Origin of the sequence: Halalkalibacter flavus (genome assembly GCF_036663575.1) — a bacterium.
Taxonomy (GTDB): Bacteria; Bacillota; Bacilli; order Bacillales; family Bacillaceae_D; genus Halalkalibacter; species Halalkalibacter flavus.
Genome location: NZ_JAWRVK010000025.1, coordinates 43251 through 61364, shown reverse-complemented (window position 1 = coordinate 61364; position 18114 = coordinate 43251). Strand labels below are relative to the sequence as shown.

General features: G+C 37.7%; 20 protein-coding genes and 1 tRNA gene. 10 read left to right on the top strand and 11 right to left on the bottom strand.

The genetic code is table 11. The features are described from left to right. Nucleotides 1–422: 422 nt before the first annotated feature. Both comGB and comGA read right to left on the bottom strand, forming a co-directional pair. Nucleotides 423–1475: a competence type IV pilus assembly protein ComGB gene (comGB, locus tag SAY88_RS16230; protein ID WP_332633048.1), complete on the bottom strand. Its 1053-nt coding sequence runs from the start codon at nucleotides 1473–1475 to the stop codon at nucleotides 423–425. Next, nucleotides 1456–2511, bottom strand: a complete 1056-nt coding sequence (gene comGA / locus SAY88_RS16225; RefSeq protein ID WP_332633046.1) for a competence type IV pilus ATPase ComGA — start codon at nucleotides 2509–2511, stop codon at nucleotides 1456–1458. Before comGA ends, comGB begins: the two co-directional genes overlap by 20 nt. Before the next feature lie 190 nt (nucleotides 2512–2701). On the opposite strand from comGA, the gene SAY88_RS16220 reads away from it, so the two are divergent. Both SAY88_RS16220 and mscL read left to right on the top strand, forming a co-directional pair. Then, a tRNA-Gln gene (locus SAY88_RS16220) sits at nucleotides 2702–2773 on the top strand. Between the two features lie 298 nt (nucleotides 2774–3071). Continuing rightward, nucleotides 3072–3569 carry a large conductance mechanosensitive channel protein MscL gene (gene mscL, locus SAY88_RS16215; protein ID WP_250098043.1) on the top strand — a complete coding sequence of 166 codons (498 nt, stop codon included), beginning with the start codon at nucleotides 3072–3074 and terminating at the stop codon, nucleotides 3567–3569. Nucleotides 3570–3629: 60 nt separating this feature from the next. On the opposite strand, the gene SAY88_RS16210 is transcribed toward mscL, so the two are convergent. Next, the gene (locus tag SAY88_RS16210; RefSeq protein ID WP_332633044.1) at nucleotides 3630–3848 is read right to left on the bottom strand and encodes an HNH endonuclease; all 219 of its coding nucleotides are present in this window, start codon (nucleotides 3846–3848) and stop codon (nucleotides 3630–3632) included. Nucleotides 3849–3889: 41 nt separating this feature from the next. Then, nucleotides 3890–4084, bottom strand: coding sequence for a hypothetical protein (locus tag SAY88_RS16205; protein WP_332633042.1), 195 nt, complete (start codon nucleotides 4082–4084; stop codon nucleotides 3890–3892). Nucleotides 4085–4204: 120 nt separating this feature from the next. Here SAY88_RS16205 and SAY88_RS16200 point away from each other — a divergent pair, with 120 nt between their 5' ends. Both SAY88_RS16200 and SAY88_RS16195 read left to right on the top strand, forming a co-directional pair. Further along, nucleotides 4205–6541 (top strand): ATP-dependent helicase, encoded by a 2337-nt coding sequence (locus SAY88_RS16200; RefSeq protein ID WP_332633040.1) that lies wholly within the window; start codon nucleotides 4205–4207, stop codon nucleotides 6539–6541. A gap of 14 nt (nucleotides 6542–6555) precedes the next feature. Beyond that, nucleotides 6556–7200 (top strand): HD domain-containing protein, encoded by a 645-nt coding sequence (locus tag SAY88_RS16195; RefSeq protein ID WP_332633038.1) that lies wholly within the window; start codon nucleotides 6556–6558, stop codon nucleotides 7198–7200. Between the two features lie 161 nt (nucleotides 7201–7361). Here SAY88_RS16195 and SAY88_RS16190 read toward each other — a convergent pair whose 3' ends face one another. Further along, nucleotides 7362–7574: a hypothetical protein gene (locus SAY88_RS16190; protein ID WP_332633036.1), complete on the bottom strand. Its 213-nt coding sequence runs from the start codon at nucleotides 7572–7574 to the stop codon at nucleotides 7362–7364. Between the two features lie 168 nt (nucleotides 7575–7742). Here SAY88_RS16190 and SAY88_RS16185 point away from each other — a divergent pair, with 168 nt between their 5' ends. Both SAY88_RS16185 and SAY88_RS16180 read left to right on the top strand, forming a co-directional pair. After that, complete coding sequence (locus SAY88_RS16185) at nucleotides 7743–8093, top strand: hypothetical protein (RefSeq protein WP_332633034.1); 351 nt, start codon at nucleotides 7743–7745, stop codon at nucleotides 8091–8093. A gap of 228 nt (nucleotides 8094–8321) precedes the next feature. Then, nucleotides 8322–8699 carry a hypothetical protein gene (locus tag SAY88_RS16180; protein WP_332633032.1) on the top strand — a complete coding sequence of 126 codons (378 nt, stop codon included), beginning with the start codon at nucleotides 8322–8324 and terminating at the stop codon, nucleotides 8697–8699. Nucleotides 8700–8741: 42 nt separating this feature from the next. On the opposite strand, the gene fabI is transcribed toward SAY88_RS16180, so the two are convergent. Continuing rightward, nucleotides 8742–9524, bottom strand: coding sequence for an enoyl-ACP reductase FabI (gene fabI / locus SAY88_RS16175; protein WP_332633030.1), 783 nt, complete (start codon nucleotides 9522–9524; stop codon nucleotides 8742–8744). A gap of 365 nt (nucleotides 9525–9889) precedes the next feature. Further along, nucleotides 9890–11953, bottom strand: a complete 2064-nt coding sequence (locus tag SAY88_RS16170; RefSeq protein WP_332633028.1) for a cation:proton antiporter — start codon at nucleotides 11951–11953, stop codon at nucleotides 9890–9892. Nucleotides 11954–12184: 231 nt separating this feature from the next. Between SAY88_RS16170 and prpE the strand changes: the two genes are divergently transcribed. Together prpE and SAY88_RS16160 are read left to right on the top strand one after the other, a co-directional pair. Next, nucleotides 12185–12925: a bis(5'-nucleosyl)-tetraphosphatase PrpE gene (gene prpE, locus SAY88_RS16165; protein WP_332633025.1), complete on the top strand. Its 741-nt coding sequence runs from the start codon at nucleotides 12185–12187 to the stop codon at nucleotides 12923–12925. A 23-nt stretch (nucleotides 12926–12948) separates the two neighbouring features. Then, a complete protein-coding gene (locus SAY88_RS16160; RefSeq protein WP_332633023.1) occupies nucleotides 12949–13380 on the top strand; it encodes a putative periplasmic lipoprotein in 432 nt (143 codons plus the stop codon). 192 nt (nucleotides 13381–13572) lie between these two features. Here SAY88_RS16160 and SAY88_RS16155 read toward each other — a convergent pair whose 3' ends face one another. The 4 genes from SAY88_RS16155 to SAY88_RS16140 are packed head-to-tail and all read right to left on the bottom strand — an operon-like array spanning nucleotide 13573 to nucleotide 16335. Beyond that, the gene (locus tag SAY88_RS16155) at nucleotides 13573–14469 is read right to left on the bottom strand and encodes an RluA family pseudouridine synthase (RefSeq protein WP_332633021.1); all 897 of its coding nucleotides are present in this window, start codon (nucleotides 14467–14469) and stop codon (nucleotides 13573–13575) included. After that, entirely contained in the window at nucleotides 14462–15256 is a 795-nt protein-coding gene (locus tag SAY88_RS16150) for an NAD kinase (RefSeq protein WP_332633019.1), read from the bottom strand. The genes SAY88_RS16155 and SAY88_RS16150 overlap by 8 nt, the downstream gene beginning before the upstream one ends. Nucleotides 15257–15275: 19 nt before the next feature. Further along, complete coding sequence (gene yjbM, locus SAY88_RS16145) at nucleotides 15276–15908, bottom strand: GTP diphosphokinase (RefSeq protein ID WP_332633017.1); 633 nt, start codon at nucleotides 15906–15908, stop codon at nucleotides 15276–15278. Between the two features lie 46 nt (nucleotides 15909–15954). Continuing rightward, nucleotides 15955–16335 (bottom strand): UPF0738 family protein, encoded by a 381-nt coding sequence (locus tag SAY88_RS16140; protein ID WP_332633015.1) that lies wholly within the window; start codon nucleotides 16333–16335, stop codon nucleotides 15955–15957. A gap of 233 nt (nucleotides 16336–16568) precedes the next feature. Here SAY88_RS16140 and SAY88_RS16135 point away from each other — a divergent pair, with 233 nt between their 5' ends. Further along, nucleotides 16569–17156, top strand: a complete 588-nt coding sequence (locus SAY88_RS16135) for a CYTH domain-containing protein (RefSeq protein ID WP_332633014.1) — start codon at nucleotides 16569–16571, stop codon at nucleotides 17154–17156. 106 nt (nucleotides 17157–17262) lie between these two features. Then, nucleotides 17263–17898, top strand: coding sequence for a lytic transglycosylase domain-containing protein (locus SAY88_RS16130; RefSeq protein ID WP_332633012.1), 636 nt, complete (start codon nucleotides 17263–17265; stop codon nucleotides 17896–17898). Nucleotides 17899–18114: the final 216 nt, after the last annotated feature.

Genomic DNA, 18114 nt, shown 5'->3' with positions numbered 1-18114 from the left:
TCCTGAGCCAGGATCAAACTCTCCATAAAAATGGTAAGCTGATTAGCTCAATTTGCATCACGCTAGCAATGCAATAATTAAGGATAAAATTTGCCCTATCGGGTAAATTTCTTTGACGAGATAATATATCTCTTTTAATTCGCTTGGCTTTTGTTCAGTTTTCAAAGAACCTTTCATAACAGCAACTTTTATATCATAACACAAAACAAATATCGAAGTCAACTATTTTTTAAGTTGATAGCCGCTTCATCAGCGACGTTTAATAATATAACACGTATAAACAAAATGATGCAAGCTTTTTAAAAAAAAAATTATAAAAGTCACCTTTTCCTTTAGTTCTTTCATATTATAAGGGACTAAAAAGGCAAAGCAGCCCTTTAAAGTCCCTTCTTCTATATTAGACACCCCTTCTGCATTTTAATCTATAAACCACCAAGCATCTGAAAAAGCGGAAGCATCGTTATAAAAAATAAGATAAAAACAAATCCACCAATGACAAGAAAAAGAACTGGTTGGACAAGATTTAGCACTCTTTGAATAGAATCTTCTAGTTCCAGATAAAGAATATCACTGTATTGCTCTAAATCACTTCCTAAAAACCCTGTCCTCTCACCATTATCAATTACAAACGACAACTCACGCCTAAAATAATCCTTCATTTTTACTATCTCCTGAAAACTATGACCTTGATTAAGCTCATGTGATATTTGAACACATTCTTGTTGCAAGAACGGAAGATAATCTTGATTTTCAAATTGCTTTAGCCCTTGTTGCAAAGACATACCTGTTCGAATTAATCGACCAAGCTGTAAGGCAAAGAAGTACGTTATCACCGTTTTAACATGTTGCTTACCAACAGGAAGAGAAAGTAATTTCATTGTTCTTTCATATGGAGTGTACTGTTTCATTTTAGGGTACAAATAAATAGAAATAATAAGGAGGCAAAGGACTAAGACACCGAATAGGTAAGGTAAATTAAAAAGAAAGAAAAGTAAGATTCTAAATAAGAATGGAGGAGCTTCTGTTACCATCGCAAAATAAGAACGAAAATGAGGAAGAACAAACCGAAACATTAAAAACAACACAATCATACAGAAAAACAATAGGGCAACCGGATAACGTATTAATTTGCTTACTTCATAAATAGTCTTTTCTCTGTAGCGTAACAATTCTCCCGCATGAGTAAAGCCTTCAGATATTTCCCCTTGATTTTCATAAAAGTAAAGAAACGACTTAATACTTTTGGGCATATCAAAGAACCGAAACGATTCATGAACAGAGTGACCTTCTTGTAAATTTACTATTACAATCTTGAATTGTTCCCTCGTCATCTTCATGACATGCATTTGAATAAATGTTAGGGCAACTTCGAGAGGGTAGCCTTGTTCAAGTAAACGTCCAATTCGAATAAAAGAATCAGCCACATCACGCAAATACTTCTTTTTACGCTGACTCTTAGAAAGTATTAGTAACAAATCTCAATACCTCCTTATCATGAAGGTATCCTAATGCCCATGCTTTCCGCGCCTGATTGACTAATGAAGCATTTTCAAACTTCGACTCGTTGATTAACGATTTTTTTAGACGATTTCCCTCTAACAATTCAAATACGGCAGCCCGTGACATCGTTCGTTCCCTCGCACATACCGGAAGGCACTCTTCAATACAATATGGACACTTAGTCGTTACAATCCGCTGAGACAAAACGTGTCTGCAGCATTGAATCAGGTCAAGTTGTGAAACCCCAAGGTCTCTCATTCGTACCAATGCCGAATAACAATCATTTGCATGAACCGTTGCTAATACAAGATGCCCAGTTAGTGCAGCTCTAATGGCAAGCTTCGCTGTCACTTCATCTCGAATCTCACCAACTAATATAACATCTGGATCATGTCGTAACGTAGCCTTTAAGGCATAATCAAATGTTACCCCTTTCTTCGAATTGACTTCTACTTGAATGGCATTATCGATATTGCGTTCAACAGGATCCTCAATTGTAATAACTCTTTTCCCTCCTTTTTTAATTATACTTTCTACAATTGTGTATAAAGTCGTTGTCTTTCCTGAACCGGTAGGGCCTGACACTAAGCACAGTCCATGAGTCAATGAAGTAATACTTTCAAGATTTTTTGCTTGATTTCGAAGGATAGATAATGAAGAAAAAGATTGTAGGGAGAAATTTGGAAGTATGCGTATCGCTAAACTTTCCTTTTCTCTTGAAGGAAGAGTAGATAATCTTAGAGAGTAAGATAAAGAGGATTGTTCTTTGTATATCATTGATGCACTTTGGGGTTTTCGACGTTCGCCAATATCCATACCTGATCGATATTTAAAATGACTAATTAACCTTTCTGCCATTTTTAACGGAAGCCTGCCCCTAGGTTCCATAATGCCATTAAAGCGGTACGTAATTACATACTGATCTTCTTCAGGTATGAAATGAAGATCTGTCACCTTACGTGAAATAGCGTCATCAAGCAAATACTTACTATAATATTCAATTTCATACAATAATATCAGCCTCCTTTTCTTTACTTACTTTTTCTAATTTCTACAAATTAAGTTATAGTCCTTTTTTTACATAAAAAAATTAAAGTAACAAAACATAATAGCGAAGTAACGCTGACTAGCAAAAAGCGGCTTTTTAAAGAACTCTTCTGCATAACAAAGCAATTTCCTGATCAAACTAAAAATATATTAATGGGCTATAGCCAAGTGGTAAGGCAACGGACTTTGACTCCGTCATGCGTTGGTTCGAATCCAGCTAGCCCAGTACAAAAAAGAAGAGTCTGTCTCAAAAGCCGCTAACAGAGGGACAATGGCTCCGTTCGCTACGCGCCTTGAGAGGAGAAAGCCACTCCTCTCAAGGCTTTAAAAGATGTAGCGACTCCGCAAATTGCTTCGGGGATGTCCCAAAAGGTCAAAAACAGACCTTTTGGGACATCCCCTTTTTTTTATCATATCTATTCCTTCTGATTGCATAGATTGTTACATAGACAACCCTGTAAGGTACTGTCACAAAAGGGGAAACTCTTTTTTAGTACTCTTCTAAAGAAGGTGATAACATGAAAATATTAAATGAGTTTAAAGAATTTGCTGTACGAGGCAATGTCATTGATATGAGTATTGGAGTTATTATTGGCACCACTTTTGCAAAGATCGTTGAATCATTAGTCGATGATATTATTATGCCTCCTTTTGGTCTCATCTTTGGGCAAGTAGACTTTTCCAATAAGTACATTAACTTATCGAATCACCACTTTGACACGTTTGCTGAAGCTCAAGAAGCTGGAGTTCCTATGATTAATTATGGAACATTTTTAAATCATGCCGTTCACTTCATTCTTATCGCTTTTGTTCTATTTCTATTTGTTAGACAAGTCAATCGAATTAGACGCCCTGAAGAAGATCCACTTGTGAACATGAAGACAAAAGTGTGTCCGCACTGCTGTCAATCAATAGCTTATAAAGCAACCCGATGTCCAAGTTGTACATCTGAACTTGAAGATGTTAGAGCCATTAAGCAACGACCCACATATGTAAGGATACAACGAAAGTCATCTTCTTGATTTTGATTTTCTTATTATCACTAATGCTTTAGGAGGTTGCTTTTGAATCCATTTAATAAACTACTTTAACTGCTCATCATCCTGCAATCTTTCCAAAGTCATTAAGCGAAATGCGATTTCCTTATTATTGTAAATCGCATGGGTTTGCTTATGACAAGGTATACAGAGGTCAACAGTTGGAAGGTGTGTCCCACCTTCCTCCTTAGGTGTTAAATGATGAACGGTTATTTCCACTTCATCACGTTCACACAATTGACAACGACCAACCCGTTTTTTCATCACAACTCCTCCCCAAACTGATCCGTCTCTTTTAATTTAATTTAAGAAGTTCTTCCTCCCTCTCTTTCTTCTCGTTCACGCTTTAATTGCACAAAACTAATGAAAAGAAAGTTCAATCCAATTAACGCAGCAATAAATGGACCAAACAAAAATTGCTCCTGCAAAAACCAGCCACTAAGAAAAAAAGCAACTGCCGTAATCGTAACAATACAACCCAGTATAAAAAAAGAAATCAAATTACCCTCTCCTCCTTTTTCTAACTTTAAAGTTATTTCCTCTTTTTAAATAAAAATGACCACATACACGACAAAATTTGCTACGATAAGACAAGATCTAAATGAGAGAGGAGACTTATTATGCAAGTGGCTTATCACCAAGACAAGCTGATCCATCTTCCTAGCTGTGAGCGTGAAAAATGGCAACAATTGTATATGGCTAGTATTCGACAAGAGGTCACTTGTATACATTGTCATTCGCCATTAAAGATGGATATGAGTATCCTCACTCCTCCATCGTTCATACACTTACATGTCACTGACGAATGTATAGATACAGTGACACTCATGGAAAAAAAACTTACAAACTCCAAACAAAAAGAACTACATCCTGAAAGTTCTCATACGACTTCTGGAATACAATTGCCAAAGCGGCGAGCAATCACAACAAATAGCCAAGAAGCAAAGAGCGACCTTTGGAAAGAACCTGAGTTAGTCAAAGCTATTCCCACTTTCAAACCTAAACAACCAAACTCGTTTCAAGTGCAAACTGGCTATCGGCACACACTATCAGAAAATGGGATCTACCTCGATGATAATCAATGGAAAGCTGTGCAAACGACAGAAGGCCCCCTCCTTATTCTTGCTGGCGCAGGTAGTGGAAAAACCCGTGTGTTAACAACGAGAACTGCCTTTATGCTAACAGAGCTCAATCACTCGCCAAAAGAAATGATCTTAGTTACCTTTACCGCTAAAGCGGCAAAAGAAATGAAAGAGCGGATGCGTTTATATCCCGGAATTTCCAGCTCTACTCTTAATCAACTGGTGATTGGAACCTTCCACAGTATCTTCTATAAGATGCTAATGCACCACGAACCGGAACAATGGTCACCCAATAACCTATTAAACCAAGAATGGCAACGTCAGGCTATGATAAAAGAAGCTGGTCGTGAAATAGACATTGACGAGAAAGAATTTGCTTTTGATCAAGCATTAACACAAATAAGCTGGTGGAAAAACCATCTCACTACACCTGATCAGGTAAAGCCAAAAGATGTTTGGGAAGAACGAGTTTCCTACTTATATAAACGCTATGAGCAAATGCGACTTACAAAAAACATGTTTGATTTCGATGACATGCTCATCGGTTTACATGAGCTTTTAACTAGAAACACTCATCTTCTTAAGCGGTATCAACAACGCTTTGCTTATGTTTCAGTTGATGAATTTCAAGATATTAATAAGGTACAAGTTGAATTAATTACGATGCTCTGTGACCGGACAAAAAATCTTTGTGTGGTAGGAGATGATGATCAGTCAATCTATGCATTCCGCGGAAGTGATCCGTCATACATTCTCAACTTTAAAGAGCGTTATCCGGAAACGAAAATGGTTATATTAAATGAGAATTATCGATCAAATCATGAGATTGTTTCCTCTGCTAATAATGTTATAGCAAGCAACCGTACAAGATATGCAAAGCAGTTACTTGCTCAAACTTCTTCAGAAAAGCCTCCTCTTCTTTTTTATCCGTTTGACGAAGAAGAAGAAGCGACAATGATAATGAATGATATTAAAAAGCAAATAGATAACGGAGCCACCCCAGCTGACTTTGCTATTTTATTTCGAACAAATAGCTCCGCCAGAGCACTTATTGAACGCTTTATTTCATCTAGCATTCCTTTTCAGTTAGAAGCTGATGGTGAATCATTTTACAGACGCAAAGCGGTGAGAAAGGTATTAGCATACCTCAAGCTAGCACGAAATCCTGATGACTCTCAAGCCTTGCAAGAGTTAGTTAGTGCTTTGTTTTTAAAGCAGCAGGCAGTTCGTGATATTAAAGCAGCTAGTATAGCAAATGATTGCACATATATTGAGGCACTACCGCACCTTCAAGGACTACAACCATTTCAAATGAAGAAACTTTCAGAACTACCAAAAAAGTTTCTTCACCTCCAAAAGAAATCACCTGTTCAAGCAATTGAATTTATCGAACAGGAGATGGGGTTCAATGATTACGTTAAAAAACAAGGAAACGAAGGCAATAAGATGGAACGAGGATCGGATGATATCCGCGATCTCAAAGTAATGGCAAGGCACCATTCAACCATTGAGGATTTACTAGATTACATTGATCATATGACGATTAAATACGACGAAGTACGTTCTCAAAAAAACATGACAAATGCTACCCAATTAATGACTATTCACAGAGCAAAAGGGTTAGAGTACAAGCATGTTTATATACTTAGCTGTGTTGAAGGAAGCTTGCCTCATGATTACGCCCTAGAAGCTTGGCGGGAAGGTGACGACAAACCACTCGAGGAAGAACGCCGCCTCATGTATGTTGCCATGACAAGAGCAGAAGAAAGCTTAAAATTGTCGGTACCAATTACAAGAAGAGGTAAAAAAGCATTTCGCTCACGATTTGTTAGAGAGGTTCAACGCCTTGCTCCGAAACAGCAACTTAAATCATAAAAAGGAGGTCAACAATGAACCACAAACAAATGGTCGACGAAACGCGAAAGTGGGTTAAAGATCAACTTGCAAATGAAAAAACTGGTCATGATTGGTACCACATTAAACGTGTCACAAAACAAGCTCAGGAGATCGCCGAGATTGAAGGAGCAGATGAATTAATAGTCATACTCGCAGCCCTGACTCATGATCTAATTGACGATAAAGTCGTAGAAAGTGAAGAACAAGGGGTAAAAAATGTCGATGATTGGCTTATTAAAATTGGTACAACAGAAGAACAACGCCAGCATATTCTGACCATTATTACGACGATGTCTTTTAAAGGCGGTACGAATAAGCCTGTAACGACATTAGAGGCTCAAGTCGTACAAGATGCTGATCGGCTAGATGCAATTGGCGCGATCGGTGTTGCTAGGACCTTTGTGTATGCGGGAAGTAAAGGTGATCCTATGTACGACCCTACACTTTTCGTTCGAGAAACATTAACAGTCGATGAATACCGTAATGGTCGTTCTAGTGCGATCGGACATTTTTATGAGAAGTTACTTAAATTAAAAGACTTAATGAACACGAAGGAAGGAAAGGTACGAGCTCTTGAACGTCATCAATTCTTAGAAGGATTTTTGGAGCAATTTCTTGACGAGTGGGGGCACAAATAAAAACAATTTAGGAGGGCGTTGCTTTGGCAGCAGCACCCTCCTTTTTAGTTCTAACAAACGTAAGAACCTTTTAAAACAAATCCAATAGGGTCTACTATCATTTCATGTTGAAAAAGTACTTTCCCTACCTTTATTTTTTTTATTGATTTTTTTCAAAATGTTTACGTCCGCTCCGTTATCTTCTTTTTTTCCGTAATGACCTGTTCAAAATTTGGATCTAGCCTATACTTTGCCAGTGGTCCAACTAACGGCGGCTCAATCTGTTTAACTCCTTTTCTAATTGCTTTCTTATAAACAAAATCTTGTTCACTAATTTCAATCTCATCCTCTCTTCTTTGATAAATATAGAGTAAAGGTACCTTATGTTTTCCCATCTTGCTGCTCACCTCTTTTTATCATTTATTTAACTATACAATTGATTAAACAAAAGTATGATACATCTTTTTTGCAAAAACATAATTAAAATCGGAAAAGCCACATATGTATAGGAGGACAAACAAATAAAGCTACCATTAATATACTTAGATAAATGAGGTGAAAACGTGGAACAAACAGATCAAAAATTAAGAGAGGCTTTTCAAAAATTAGAAGAAGCCATTAATCTATTTGAAGAAATGTTACTTGTTACCCAAGAGCAATCACAAGAAGAGCATACTATGAAAAAGATTGGATCTCTAAAAATACGCGTTAGTGAGAAAAAACACCTGCTTGACCCTGAAACTCAATTTGAGGATATTATTTCAAATTCTGAGGAGATTCGTTCGAGCATTCCGCCAGGTCATGATGTAACCCTTTTTTACAATAGGAGCCCCTTCCAGTCTACCATTACTTACCAATCTAAACCTGTAACAACTAAGCCTTGGCTATCATATACCTTTTATAAAACGAAATAAAAATCCACAAAACTTTTTTTAATAGAAGATACTTTTTCATTTTGAACACGCTCTAAAGCTAAAATTGCGTTAAGCAAGTACAAAAGGGTTGACTCTAACGGGTCAACCCTTTTGTATATCGTTTTCGTGCCTTAGCCCATATCATACGAAAATCCAATAGGACATTCACCTACTCAACCTATATCCATACAATAAAGAGAATCAAAACAAGATAAAGGAGTTGATTTCATGTACGGACCACAACAACCAACCGTCCAATTTTTACCACCGGTCGTTGTATCTCAGTACGTCAATCAATGGGTAACAACATCCATCCCAAATTACGGTGAAGTAACTGCATATATAACAGACTATAATCGTAGAACGGGAATGGTGTCGATGTTCATGTACAGAGCACCTAGATATCAACCGCAATTTATTCAAGTACATCATAGTGACTTAGTTGGAATTGCACCATACTATGGACCGATTCCACCTCGCCCAGGTAGACCTCCTAGACCAAGACCACCAAGACCACCTTACACACCTTGGTACCCAGGCCAGCCTGGCGGCTTCATACCTTGGGTTATCGGTCAAACAGGCATTTTCGGACAACAAAGATACTAAAAAGTACAAAAAAGGCTGACATTCTTCGTCAGCCTTTTTCCTTTATGATAATGACAATATATTGTAACCACTGTCTACATGCAACATTTCACCAGTCATTCCACGTGACAAGTCGCTCATTAAGAATAATGCCGTGTCTCCTACTTCTTCTTGAGTCGTTGTACGACGAAGCGGTGCACGCTCTTCAATCTCTTTTAATACATCGTTAAAGCCACCAATTCCTTTAGCTGCTAATGTACGGATTGGGCCTGCTGAAATAGCATTCACTCGAATGTTATCTTTCCCTAAATCATTCGCTAAGTATTTTACACTTGCATCAAGGGATGCTTTTGCTACACCCATTACATTGTAATTTCGAACAACTCTTTCCCCGCCTAGGTATGTAAGCGTGACAATACTTCCACCTTCAGTCATTAGTGGGCGAGCTTCTTTTACAACAGCTGTTAATGAGTATGCGCTAATGTTTTGAGCAAGAAGAAACCCATCACGAGTTGTATTTAAATATTCTCCCTCTAATTCATCTTTATTGGCAAAAGCAATACAGTGAGCAATTCCATGAATTGTTCCTACTTCGTCCTTAATTTGTGTGAACGTCTTTTCGATTTCTTCATCACTTGTAATATCACAAGGAAGAATAAGATGATCTTTTCGATCTAATGTATCCATCAGAGAACGGACATTTTTTTCAAGCCTTTCTCCAGCGTATGTAAATATCAATCTTGCTCCTGCATTTGCTAAGGACTGTGCAATTCCCCAAGCTATACTTCTCTTATTAGCCACACCCATGACAACATATGTACGTTCCTCTAAATTTAATTGAATCATTTTTTCTCCTCCATTATGAGTAGTTATTAATACCAAGTACTAATTATTATATCATACGGTTCTTATGATAGATAGTTTCAACATTCAATCATGCTAACCCTTTTTTGTTTTAATATTCTTCTGCTCATACTCACATTCTAAACACTTATAAATGACATTTTGATTGGATTGAGCTGTTAACAAATTCGTGATGGGCCTTTGATCTTTGCATTTTGGACACACAACCATAACATCAGCTAACACTATGAATCACTCCTGTTTTTATCCTCAGTGTCACCCAATAATGAGGAAGGCAAACTTCCATTACATAAAAAGTGGGGATGTCCCAAAGGTCTGTTTTAACCTTTGGGACATCCCCTTGCACATTACTCCTCGTATGAACTATTTGATAAGAATGTCTTCGGCAATGCCGTTCCTCTCGTCCCTCTTGTATCAACATCCTCCAATTCACGAGGATAAACGATAATGAAGCTCTCCGGCCCTGAATGAGCTAGAACTCGTGGTAAGCGCTCAAGCTGTGGATGCCATGCAACTGTTCCTCTTCTCGCACTAAAGACAATAACAACATCATCTGCACGTAGAAGTGGCTTATACGTATTATGCCATTCATTCCAAGATTCAAGGCTTGTAATCGATACCTTGACATCAGGCTTCACTTCGTTAAAACTCTTTTCATAACTTTTAATATTATCTTTTACAACAAAACAAGCAATGGTTGCTCCCAATTGACTCGCCATTTTTTTGGCTACTTGAACGGATTGATAGTAACCAGATTTATGATCAAAACCAGATGGAATAAGAATAACAATTCGCTTAGTCGTATTTAACGGATGACCAAGCATCGATACGAGAACCATTTGTGTTGTACGTTCAAGTAATTGGTCTAATACCCCGCCAAATATTTTCTGGGGGGTGGATAGCTTTCCATTCCAGCCAATAACAGTCGTAGTAATACGTGACTCTTCCATTGCTCGAATCATACCAGATGTAATATTTGTATCTACCCTTGTAAGCATTTGAATTGGCACTTCTGCCCCTGCTGCATACGTTACAGCATGCCCGAGTAACTTTTCTGCTTCTACGATTCTCGAGGAAGAGTCTTCCCTTCCACCTTGCGCAACTGAAAGCGTATAAAGCGGTTCAGGAGATTGCCCTCTAATAATAAACGACAAGTCCATCAATGATTCCATTGTATGTGGGTTCGCAAGTGGGACCATTACCCTCTCAGGAGCTAAAGAAGGTTCGTATGGCTTTTGGTCTTCTTTCATCGCGATGATTCTCGAGAATTTCTCAACTGTATATGGTCCAATCATGCATGTTGCTAAGATCATTACAATAATGGCATTTACAGTCGCTTGATCAAACAGACCTAAATCAAAACCAACAAGAGTGGCAGCTAATGTGGCCGCTGCCTGCGGAATCGTCAGACCAAAAATAAGCTTTATTTCTTCTCCTGAATATCGGTAAATTTTACCTGCAATCCATGCCGCTAAGAATTTTCCAATGATAACAAGAGAGACAACTAGAACCGCCTTCGTCCATGCAGACGGATCAGAAAGGAGTATCCTTAAATCCATCAGCATTCCAACAGATAACAAAAAGAACGGAATAAATAATGCATTCCCAGTAAACTTTATTCGATTCATTAGAGGACTCTGTTCAAAAATGAACCTATTTAAGGCTAAACCTGCTAAAAACGCACCAATGATTGGCTCTAAGCCCGCTACCGTCGCAAAATATGCTGTAACAAATAACACGGTCAATACAAAGACAAATTCTAGTGTTCCTTCACTACTCAATGTTCGGAAAAAGAACTTTGCAGCTATTGGTACAATGATAAAAACCCCAGCAACATAGACGACTAAAGAAACAACAAGGACAAACCAAAAATCCGGTGTCAGCTCACCTTGAGTAGAACCCGCTACGACCGCTAACACAAGTAAAGCAAGCGTGTCCGTCATAATTGTTCCACCAACAGATGTAGTTACGGCCTTGTTTTTTGCAATCCCCAATCGACTGGCGATCGGATATGCAAGCAAAGTATGTGATCCTAGTAAAGATCCCAGCAGAATTGCCCCTGCAACACTATATCCTAGTAAATACGCTCCTATTGTACCTAATACAAAAGGAATCGTAAAAGACATGGTTCCGAATGTTAAGCTTCTGTTCCGATACTTTTTAAATCCCTCTAAATCAATCTCCAACCCAGCAATAAAAATAATATATAACAGACCGACTGTTCCAAGTAACACAATGGTAGGATCCCGATCTAAGAGGCCAAGCCCATTTGGACCAATAATAACTCCCGCAAAGATGAACCCAATAATACCCGGAATTCTTAACCTTGCCATAATCAATGGGGCCACTAGAAAAACGACCATAGCAATAGCAAAAATAAGAACAGGATTCGTTACAGGTTGTGGCAACATTGATTATTCACTCCCATACCTAAAACTTCTGTACTAATAAGTCCTATCAATATTAAAGAACAGATAGTCAAGATGTCAACGATAAATACTTATGTAACCCCTCCCAAACAAAATTCAATAAATTTTGATAGTAGTGTGAATTTTTAACCTGTTCATTGCTTTCTCTTTACTGGATAAGCTATTATTTGAACGAGTCTTCTTGTTCGGAAAAGGATACAGGAGGGTTAAAAAATGGAAATTGATATCATCGGGGATATACATGGATGTTATGAGGAACTCATCTTGCTTATTACTAAATTAGGTTATGAAAAAAAAGATCATGCATACGTTCATCCTAAAGGGAGAAAATTAGCGTTTGTTGGAGATTTAACAGATCGCGGACCTGACTCTATTGCTGTAATAAAAGAAGTCGCAGAACTTGTAAAAAATAAACAAGCTTATTATTGTCCCGGAAACCATTGCGATAAGCTTTATCGTTATTTTCTAGGCAGAAACGTGCAAATTACTCATGGACTTGAAACAACAGTTGAAGAATTAAACAATTTGTCTAAGAAGGATTTTCAAAAAGTCAGACATCAATTTATGTCCTTAGTTGAAGAGTCCCCCCTATACCAAGTTCTCGATAACAAAAAGCTTGTTATTGCACATGCAGGAATTCGCAGCGATTTAATTGGCCAAACAAGTAAGCGTGTTAAAACATTTGTCCTTTATGGAGATATTACTGGTGAAACGAACAAAGATGGAACACCTGTACGACGTGATTGGGCCCAGAAGCATCAAGGAGAAGAATGGATAGTTTACGGTCATACTCCTGTACGGAATCCTAGGTTTATTCATCGGACGGTAAATATTGATACTGGCTGTGTATTTGGAGGGGCCTTAACTGCTTTACAATATCCTGAGATGCAAATCGTCCAAGTTCCGTCCAAACAACCTTTAGTCGAAGAGAAATTTAGGGCATTTGATAATTAATTATTTAGTTATGGAGGAGTTTTATGAAAAAATACATAATCTTTTTATTCCTATTATTTGTTGCAACCGCCTGTGGCCCAGAGGTTACTCTCGAGATCGATCAAGACCAAACTCGAATCATACACGATAATGAAATTGAGATGGCATCTATTTACGTCAGAATAGAAAATAAAGGACAATTACCTGCAAATGATTTATCTGCCCGTTTTCTCATTGTCGACTCAAACGTACAATCGGCTTTAAGTGGCCAAGATGAAATCGTGTTTTCAGATACCGATGGGAATCCAGAGCAGTTTCAATTAAGCGGCGGTTCAAGCTTCTTTTTTGCTGAGGTATTTTCCCTTGAGACTGATGTTACAGATGAAGATTTACGAGAAGGGATTATAGTAGAAATTTATAATGCACAGGGAGAAATACTAACTGAGCATACCATTGAACATGTGACACAAGATTAAAAGGGCTTCCCCAAAAAGGTTTGCTTTTGACCTTTTTTGGAAAACCCGCAGCAATGTGCACCGTCGCTACTTCTTTTAAAGCCTTGAGAAGAGCCAATTTCTCATTTTTAAGGCGAGTAGCGAATGGAGCCATTCCATCTCTGTTACCAGCTTTTTTTAGTTGCCTTCCTTATTAGTAAAATAGCCTCTCTATTAGTTTATTAGGCTTCTCATATCCATAGGCAAGTCCGTTGTAATACATATCCATTCGTTCGTGAATGGATGTTGAAATTTCACCTTATAACAATGAAGTGCATGACGGTCGATCACATCACGCCTTCCACCATATAGATCATCTCCTAATAAAGGGTGTCCTATGTAAGAAAAATGAACTCGAATTTGGTGTGTTCTGCCGGTTTCTAATTTAATATCAACCAAACTTCCTTGATTTGTCACTTTTATTATAGAAAAATGGGTAACAGCTCTTTTGCCACTTTCTCTAACTTGGCGAGAAATAATACTATTTGGATCTCGATCAATCGGGGCATCGATCGTCCCTTTTTCCTGTAATGGCTTACCTGTGACTAACGCCTTGTAATAACGATTGACACACCCTTCCTGCTGCAATTTAGAAAGCCGATCATGAGCAAGACGATGTTTTGCAATGATCAATAAACCTGACGTATCCCTATCTAAACGATTAACTGCATGAAACGTAGTTTGTAGTCCTTTTTTGCGATAGTACCCTAAGACGAAATTAGCTAACGAATGGACTGGATGTTCTCTTGATGGGATTGTTGATATACCTGCCTCTTTATTGATTAGTAATAAATGGTCATCTTCAAATACAATGTCGAGATCTTTATCTTCAGCTAATAAGGAGGAACTCACTTCCTCAGCCGGGAGACAAACAGTCACCTCATCACCTGTTTTTATTAGTTTACGGACTGTTACCTCTTCCCCATTTAAAGCAATTGCCCCACCGTTAAATTTAATATCTGCAAGCCCCCGCTTTGAGATATGACAATGCTCACGTAGAAATAGCCGTAAAAGCTCTTGGTCCCACTTTTCATCTACTCTCCACGAGAGAGTTGCGGCGTATCTATTCACGGATGAATGACTCCCTTACTCTCTTCCAAAATGGAAACGGTCGAAATCTCGCAAATCGGATTTTCTCTTCAGCAACACGACATTGTAATGATTTAATTCGACGATGCTCAAGAGTATAGTGATCCACGGTCACTTGAATATCAACATCATTTAACGGTTTCAACAAACACGTATGATGTTGTGGTAAAACAAGGGGAGATCCAACTGTACGGTACACTCGATTATTAATAGACGCCATTTCTGCAATCTGAATAGAAGCTAAAGAAGGGTGTAAGATCGCTCCACCTAATGCTTTATTATAAGCCGTACTACCCGAGGGAGTGGAGACACATAACCCATCGCCTCGGAATACTTCAAATGGCTCTCCTTTTATATCAATCGTACTAACAAGAGACCCCCCTATGCTCTTGATCGTACATTCGTTTAACGCAAGATGACGTTCTGAATTGGAAGTACCTTCCTGCCGAATCACCACTTCAAGTAGTGGGTACTCAACAATTTGGTAAGGGGTTTTGGCAATATGTATCACTAACTTCTCTACTTCGTCAGGTACCCAATCTGCGTAAAATCCTAGATGACCAGTATGTATTCCGACAAAAGCCGTATCTTCAAGACGTTCGGAATAATCATGAAACGCTTGTAGCAAGGTCCCATCTCCACCTACAGTGATAACCATTTCCGGCTCATGTTCGTCATATAACAAACCAAAATCAAGCAAATATCGTTTTATTCTTTGCTGCAAAGTATTAGACACGTCATCCCCGCGCGATGTGACCATAAACTTCATCAAACTTCCTCCTTAATCTCTACAGCTTTCTTCCTTGCTCTTGCTTGGTTGAGATAATTTCTTGTGCGTCTCTTACTTCGTCACGAATAATCGACATTTCTTCATCTAATTTAAATGCGGCTTCAGCAGCTCGTTGCAATCGCATCTTTATGTCCTGTGGAATTTCACCACTATACTTATAGTTTAAAGAATGCTCAATCGTTGCCCAAAAGTTCATCGCTAATGTACGGACCTGTAGTTCAACTAAGATTTTCTTCTCTCCTTCAATGGTCTGTACAGGATAGCGTAGAACCAAGTGATAAGACCGATATCCACTTGGCTTTTTCTCAAAAATATAATCGCGTTCCTCGACAATTTCAAAGTCCTTTCTCGTTCTAATTAATTCAACAACAGTTTCGATATCTTCTACAAACTGAGTTACAATTCGAACGCCTGCAAGATCTTGCATCCCTTCTTCTAGCTGATCAAGAGGAACGTTTTTTCGTTTTGCTTTATCTAAGATACTCGTAACAGGCTTCACCCTTCCTGTAACAAATTCAATCGGAGTGTGCTTGGAAGACTGTTGATACTGTTCCCGTATTCCTTTTAGCTTAATCTTCAACTCATCAACTGCTTGTTTATATGGAGTTAAAAAAATCTTCCAATTGCTCATTAAATCACCGTCCGTCCCATGCACAGAAGATTTTCAAATTGAATAATTAATTGAAAATCTCCTGTACTGCCTTTTCCATCTCTTCACCATAATTACTATTACCTTCAATATTATCAGTTAGAAAAGAAAGCTCTTCAACAACAGAAGAAAGCTCAATCTCTATCTCCTTGTTTAAACGTAAAGCAAGTGTAGCTGACTGGGATAATATTTCACGTAATTGTGGCCAAGTCTCCTGTGAAAAAATCACATAATAAAAAGCAGATTCATCTTCTAATATGTATATAAATGCTAACCCATCTGAATCAACAAGCATACGCCCACCTGCTTGCAACGTTTCAGCAAGCTCAACATCTATTTCTTCCTGCATTATTGCAGTATATTGGTCTTTTTCAACAACTATTTTACTTACTTCTAGTTTTTTCATCATGTCCCTCCAACTATTCAACAGATCTTACACATACACCATTTATTCTAACATAGTTCTTATGTTAATACGTACCAATGCCCTTTATAAGTTGTGACTAAAACTGTATGAATAACTTGACTACTGAAAATAGAATTAGTAATAGAAAAACGGTCATATACCACTTGAGAAAATTACCTGTTATAATAAAAAAAATATATAAAATAAGAATTTTTACTAATAAAGGATGGATTCGCGTGTCACAAGAAATAGAAATTGAAGTAAAGTCAATGCTTACGGAAGAGGCGTATTGTACGTTAGTTAAAGGATTGAAATTAGATGAATCAGAAGCAGTCACCCAGCACAATCATTACTTTGAAACACCTGACTTTTCTTTAAAAGCCGCTCATGCTGGTCTTCGAATTCGTGAAAAAAATAATACATTCACATTAACCTTGAAGCAACCTCATACAGTTGGAAAGCTCGAGACTCATCAAACGTTAAATAAAAATGAGTGGATTACAGCAAAAGAGCAAGGGACTTTACCTGATGGCAAGGTCAAAGGCCAGCTTAATTCACTAAATATTCCGATTGAGAATCTCGCCTATCTAGGGACACTTACTACGAGTAGAATTGAAATATCACATAAAGAAGGCAATTTGTGTTTAGATAAGAGTAGTTATTTAGGTAAAACAGACTTTGAAATAGAGTTTGAAGGAATCTCTGAGGAACATGCTACCACTACCCTTATGAAGGTTTTAGACGACTATAACATTCAATATACAGTGACTGAAAACAAAGTATGTCGATTTTTCACTCGAAAGTTAGACTTAGACAAAAGATAGTTCAGAAACAACCAATTGTTGTTACCCCGCTTATTTGCATAGCTTATTGTTCTATACGTATTTATTTATATTTTTTCCTAGTGTCATAAAAGTATGAGGTGTAGCAATGGACCTGTCCTTCCTTCAACATGTGAATCAGCTTCAAGCTTTGCAAAAAGTAAAAAAAACAAGTCATCAACAATCTGCTATACAATCTGTGTTCTCACATTTCTTAGATGAACAAATGAATATGCTGCAAATTTCCTCTCCTCAAACTAGGCAAAGAGACCTGTTTCTTCATCCACTAACTATTGTTAAACCAGTAATAAGTGAAGTGACTGCTGTAGTGGATCAAAATTGGACAAACTCTCTTTCCAATAAGGAAGTAAAATTTCAGCCACTTATCGAGTCTGCTGCCCAAAAATACAACTTAGACCCTAAATTAATTCATTCAGTGATTAAACATGAATCTAATTTTAACCCTCATGCAATTAGTCATGCAGGTGCTAGAGGTTTAATGCAACTAATGCCTGCAACTGCTCGCAGGCTTCAAGTTGAAAACAGTTTTGATCCAGAACAAAACATCAATGGTGGGGCGAAGTATTTACTCCAGTTGTTAGACCGATACAATGGAGATACGAGTCTTGCGTTGGCTGCATATAATGCCGGTCCTGGGAATGTTGATCGATATGGAGGAATTCATCCATTCAAAGAGACACAAGCTTATGTGCCACGTGTTTTAAATACGTATTTAAATGCTTAAGTTAACACTTTGATTTTTCACCAAATACCCACACATACTAAACTGATTTGTGAAACTGAGTTAGCTCAATTTCTCAATATCAGTTTTTTTCTTTTACTAGCTACAGACCACTTCAAACTTTATCTTATTCAATATGTAATAATGGTAATTCATCAAATTTGCCGTACTAATCTCATATTGCTACAATATGAGATAGAGAACAATATGTTTGTTACT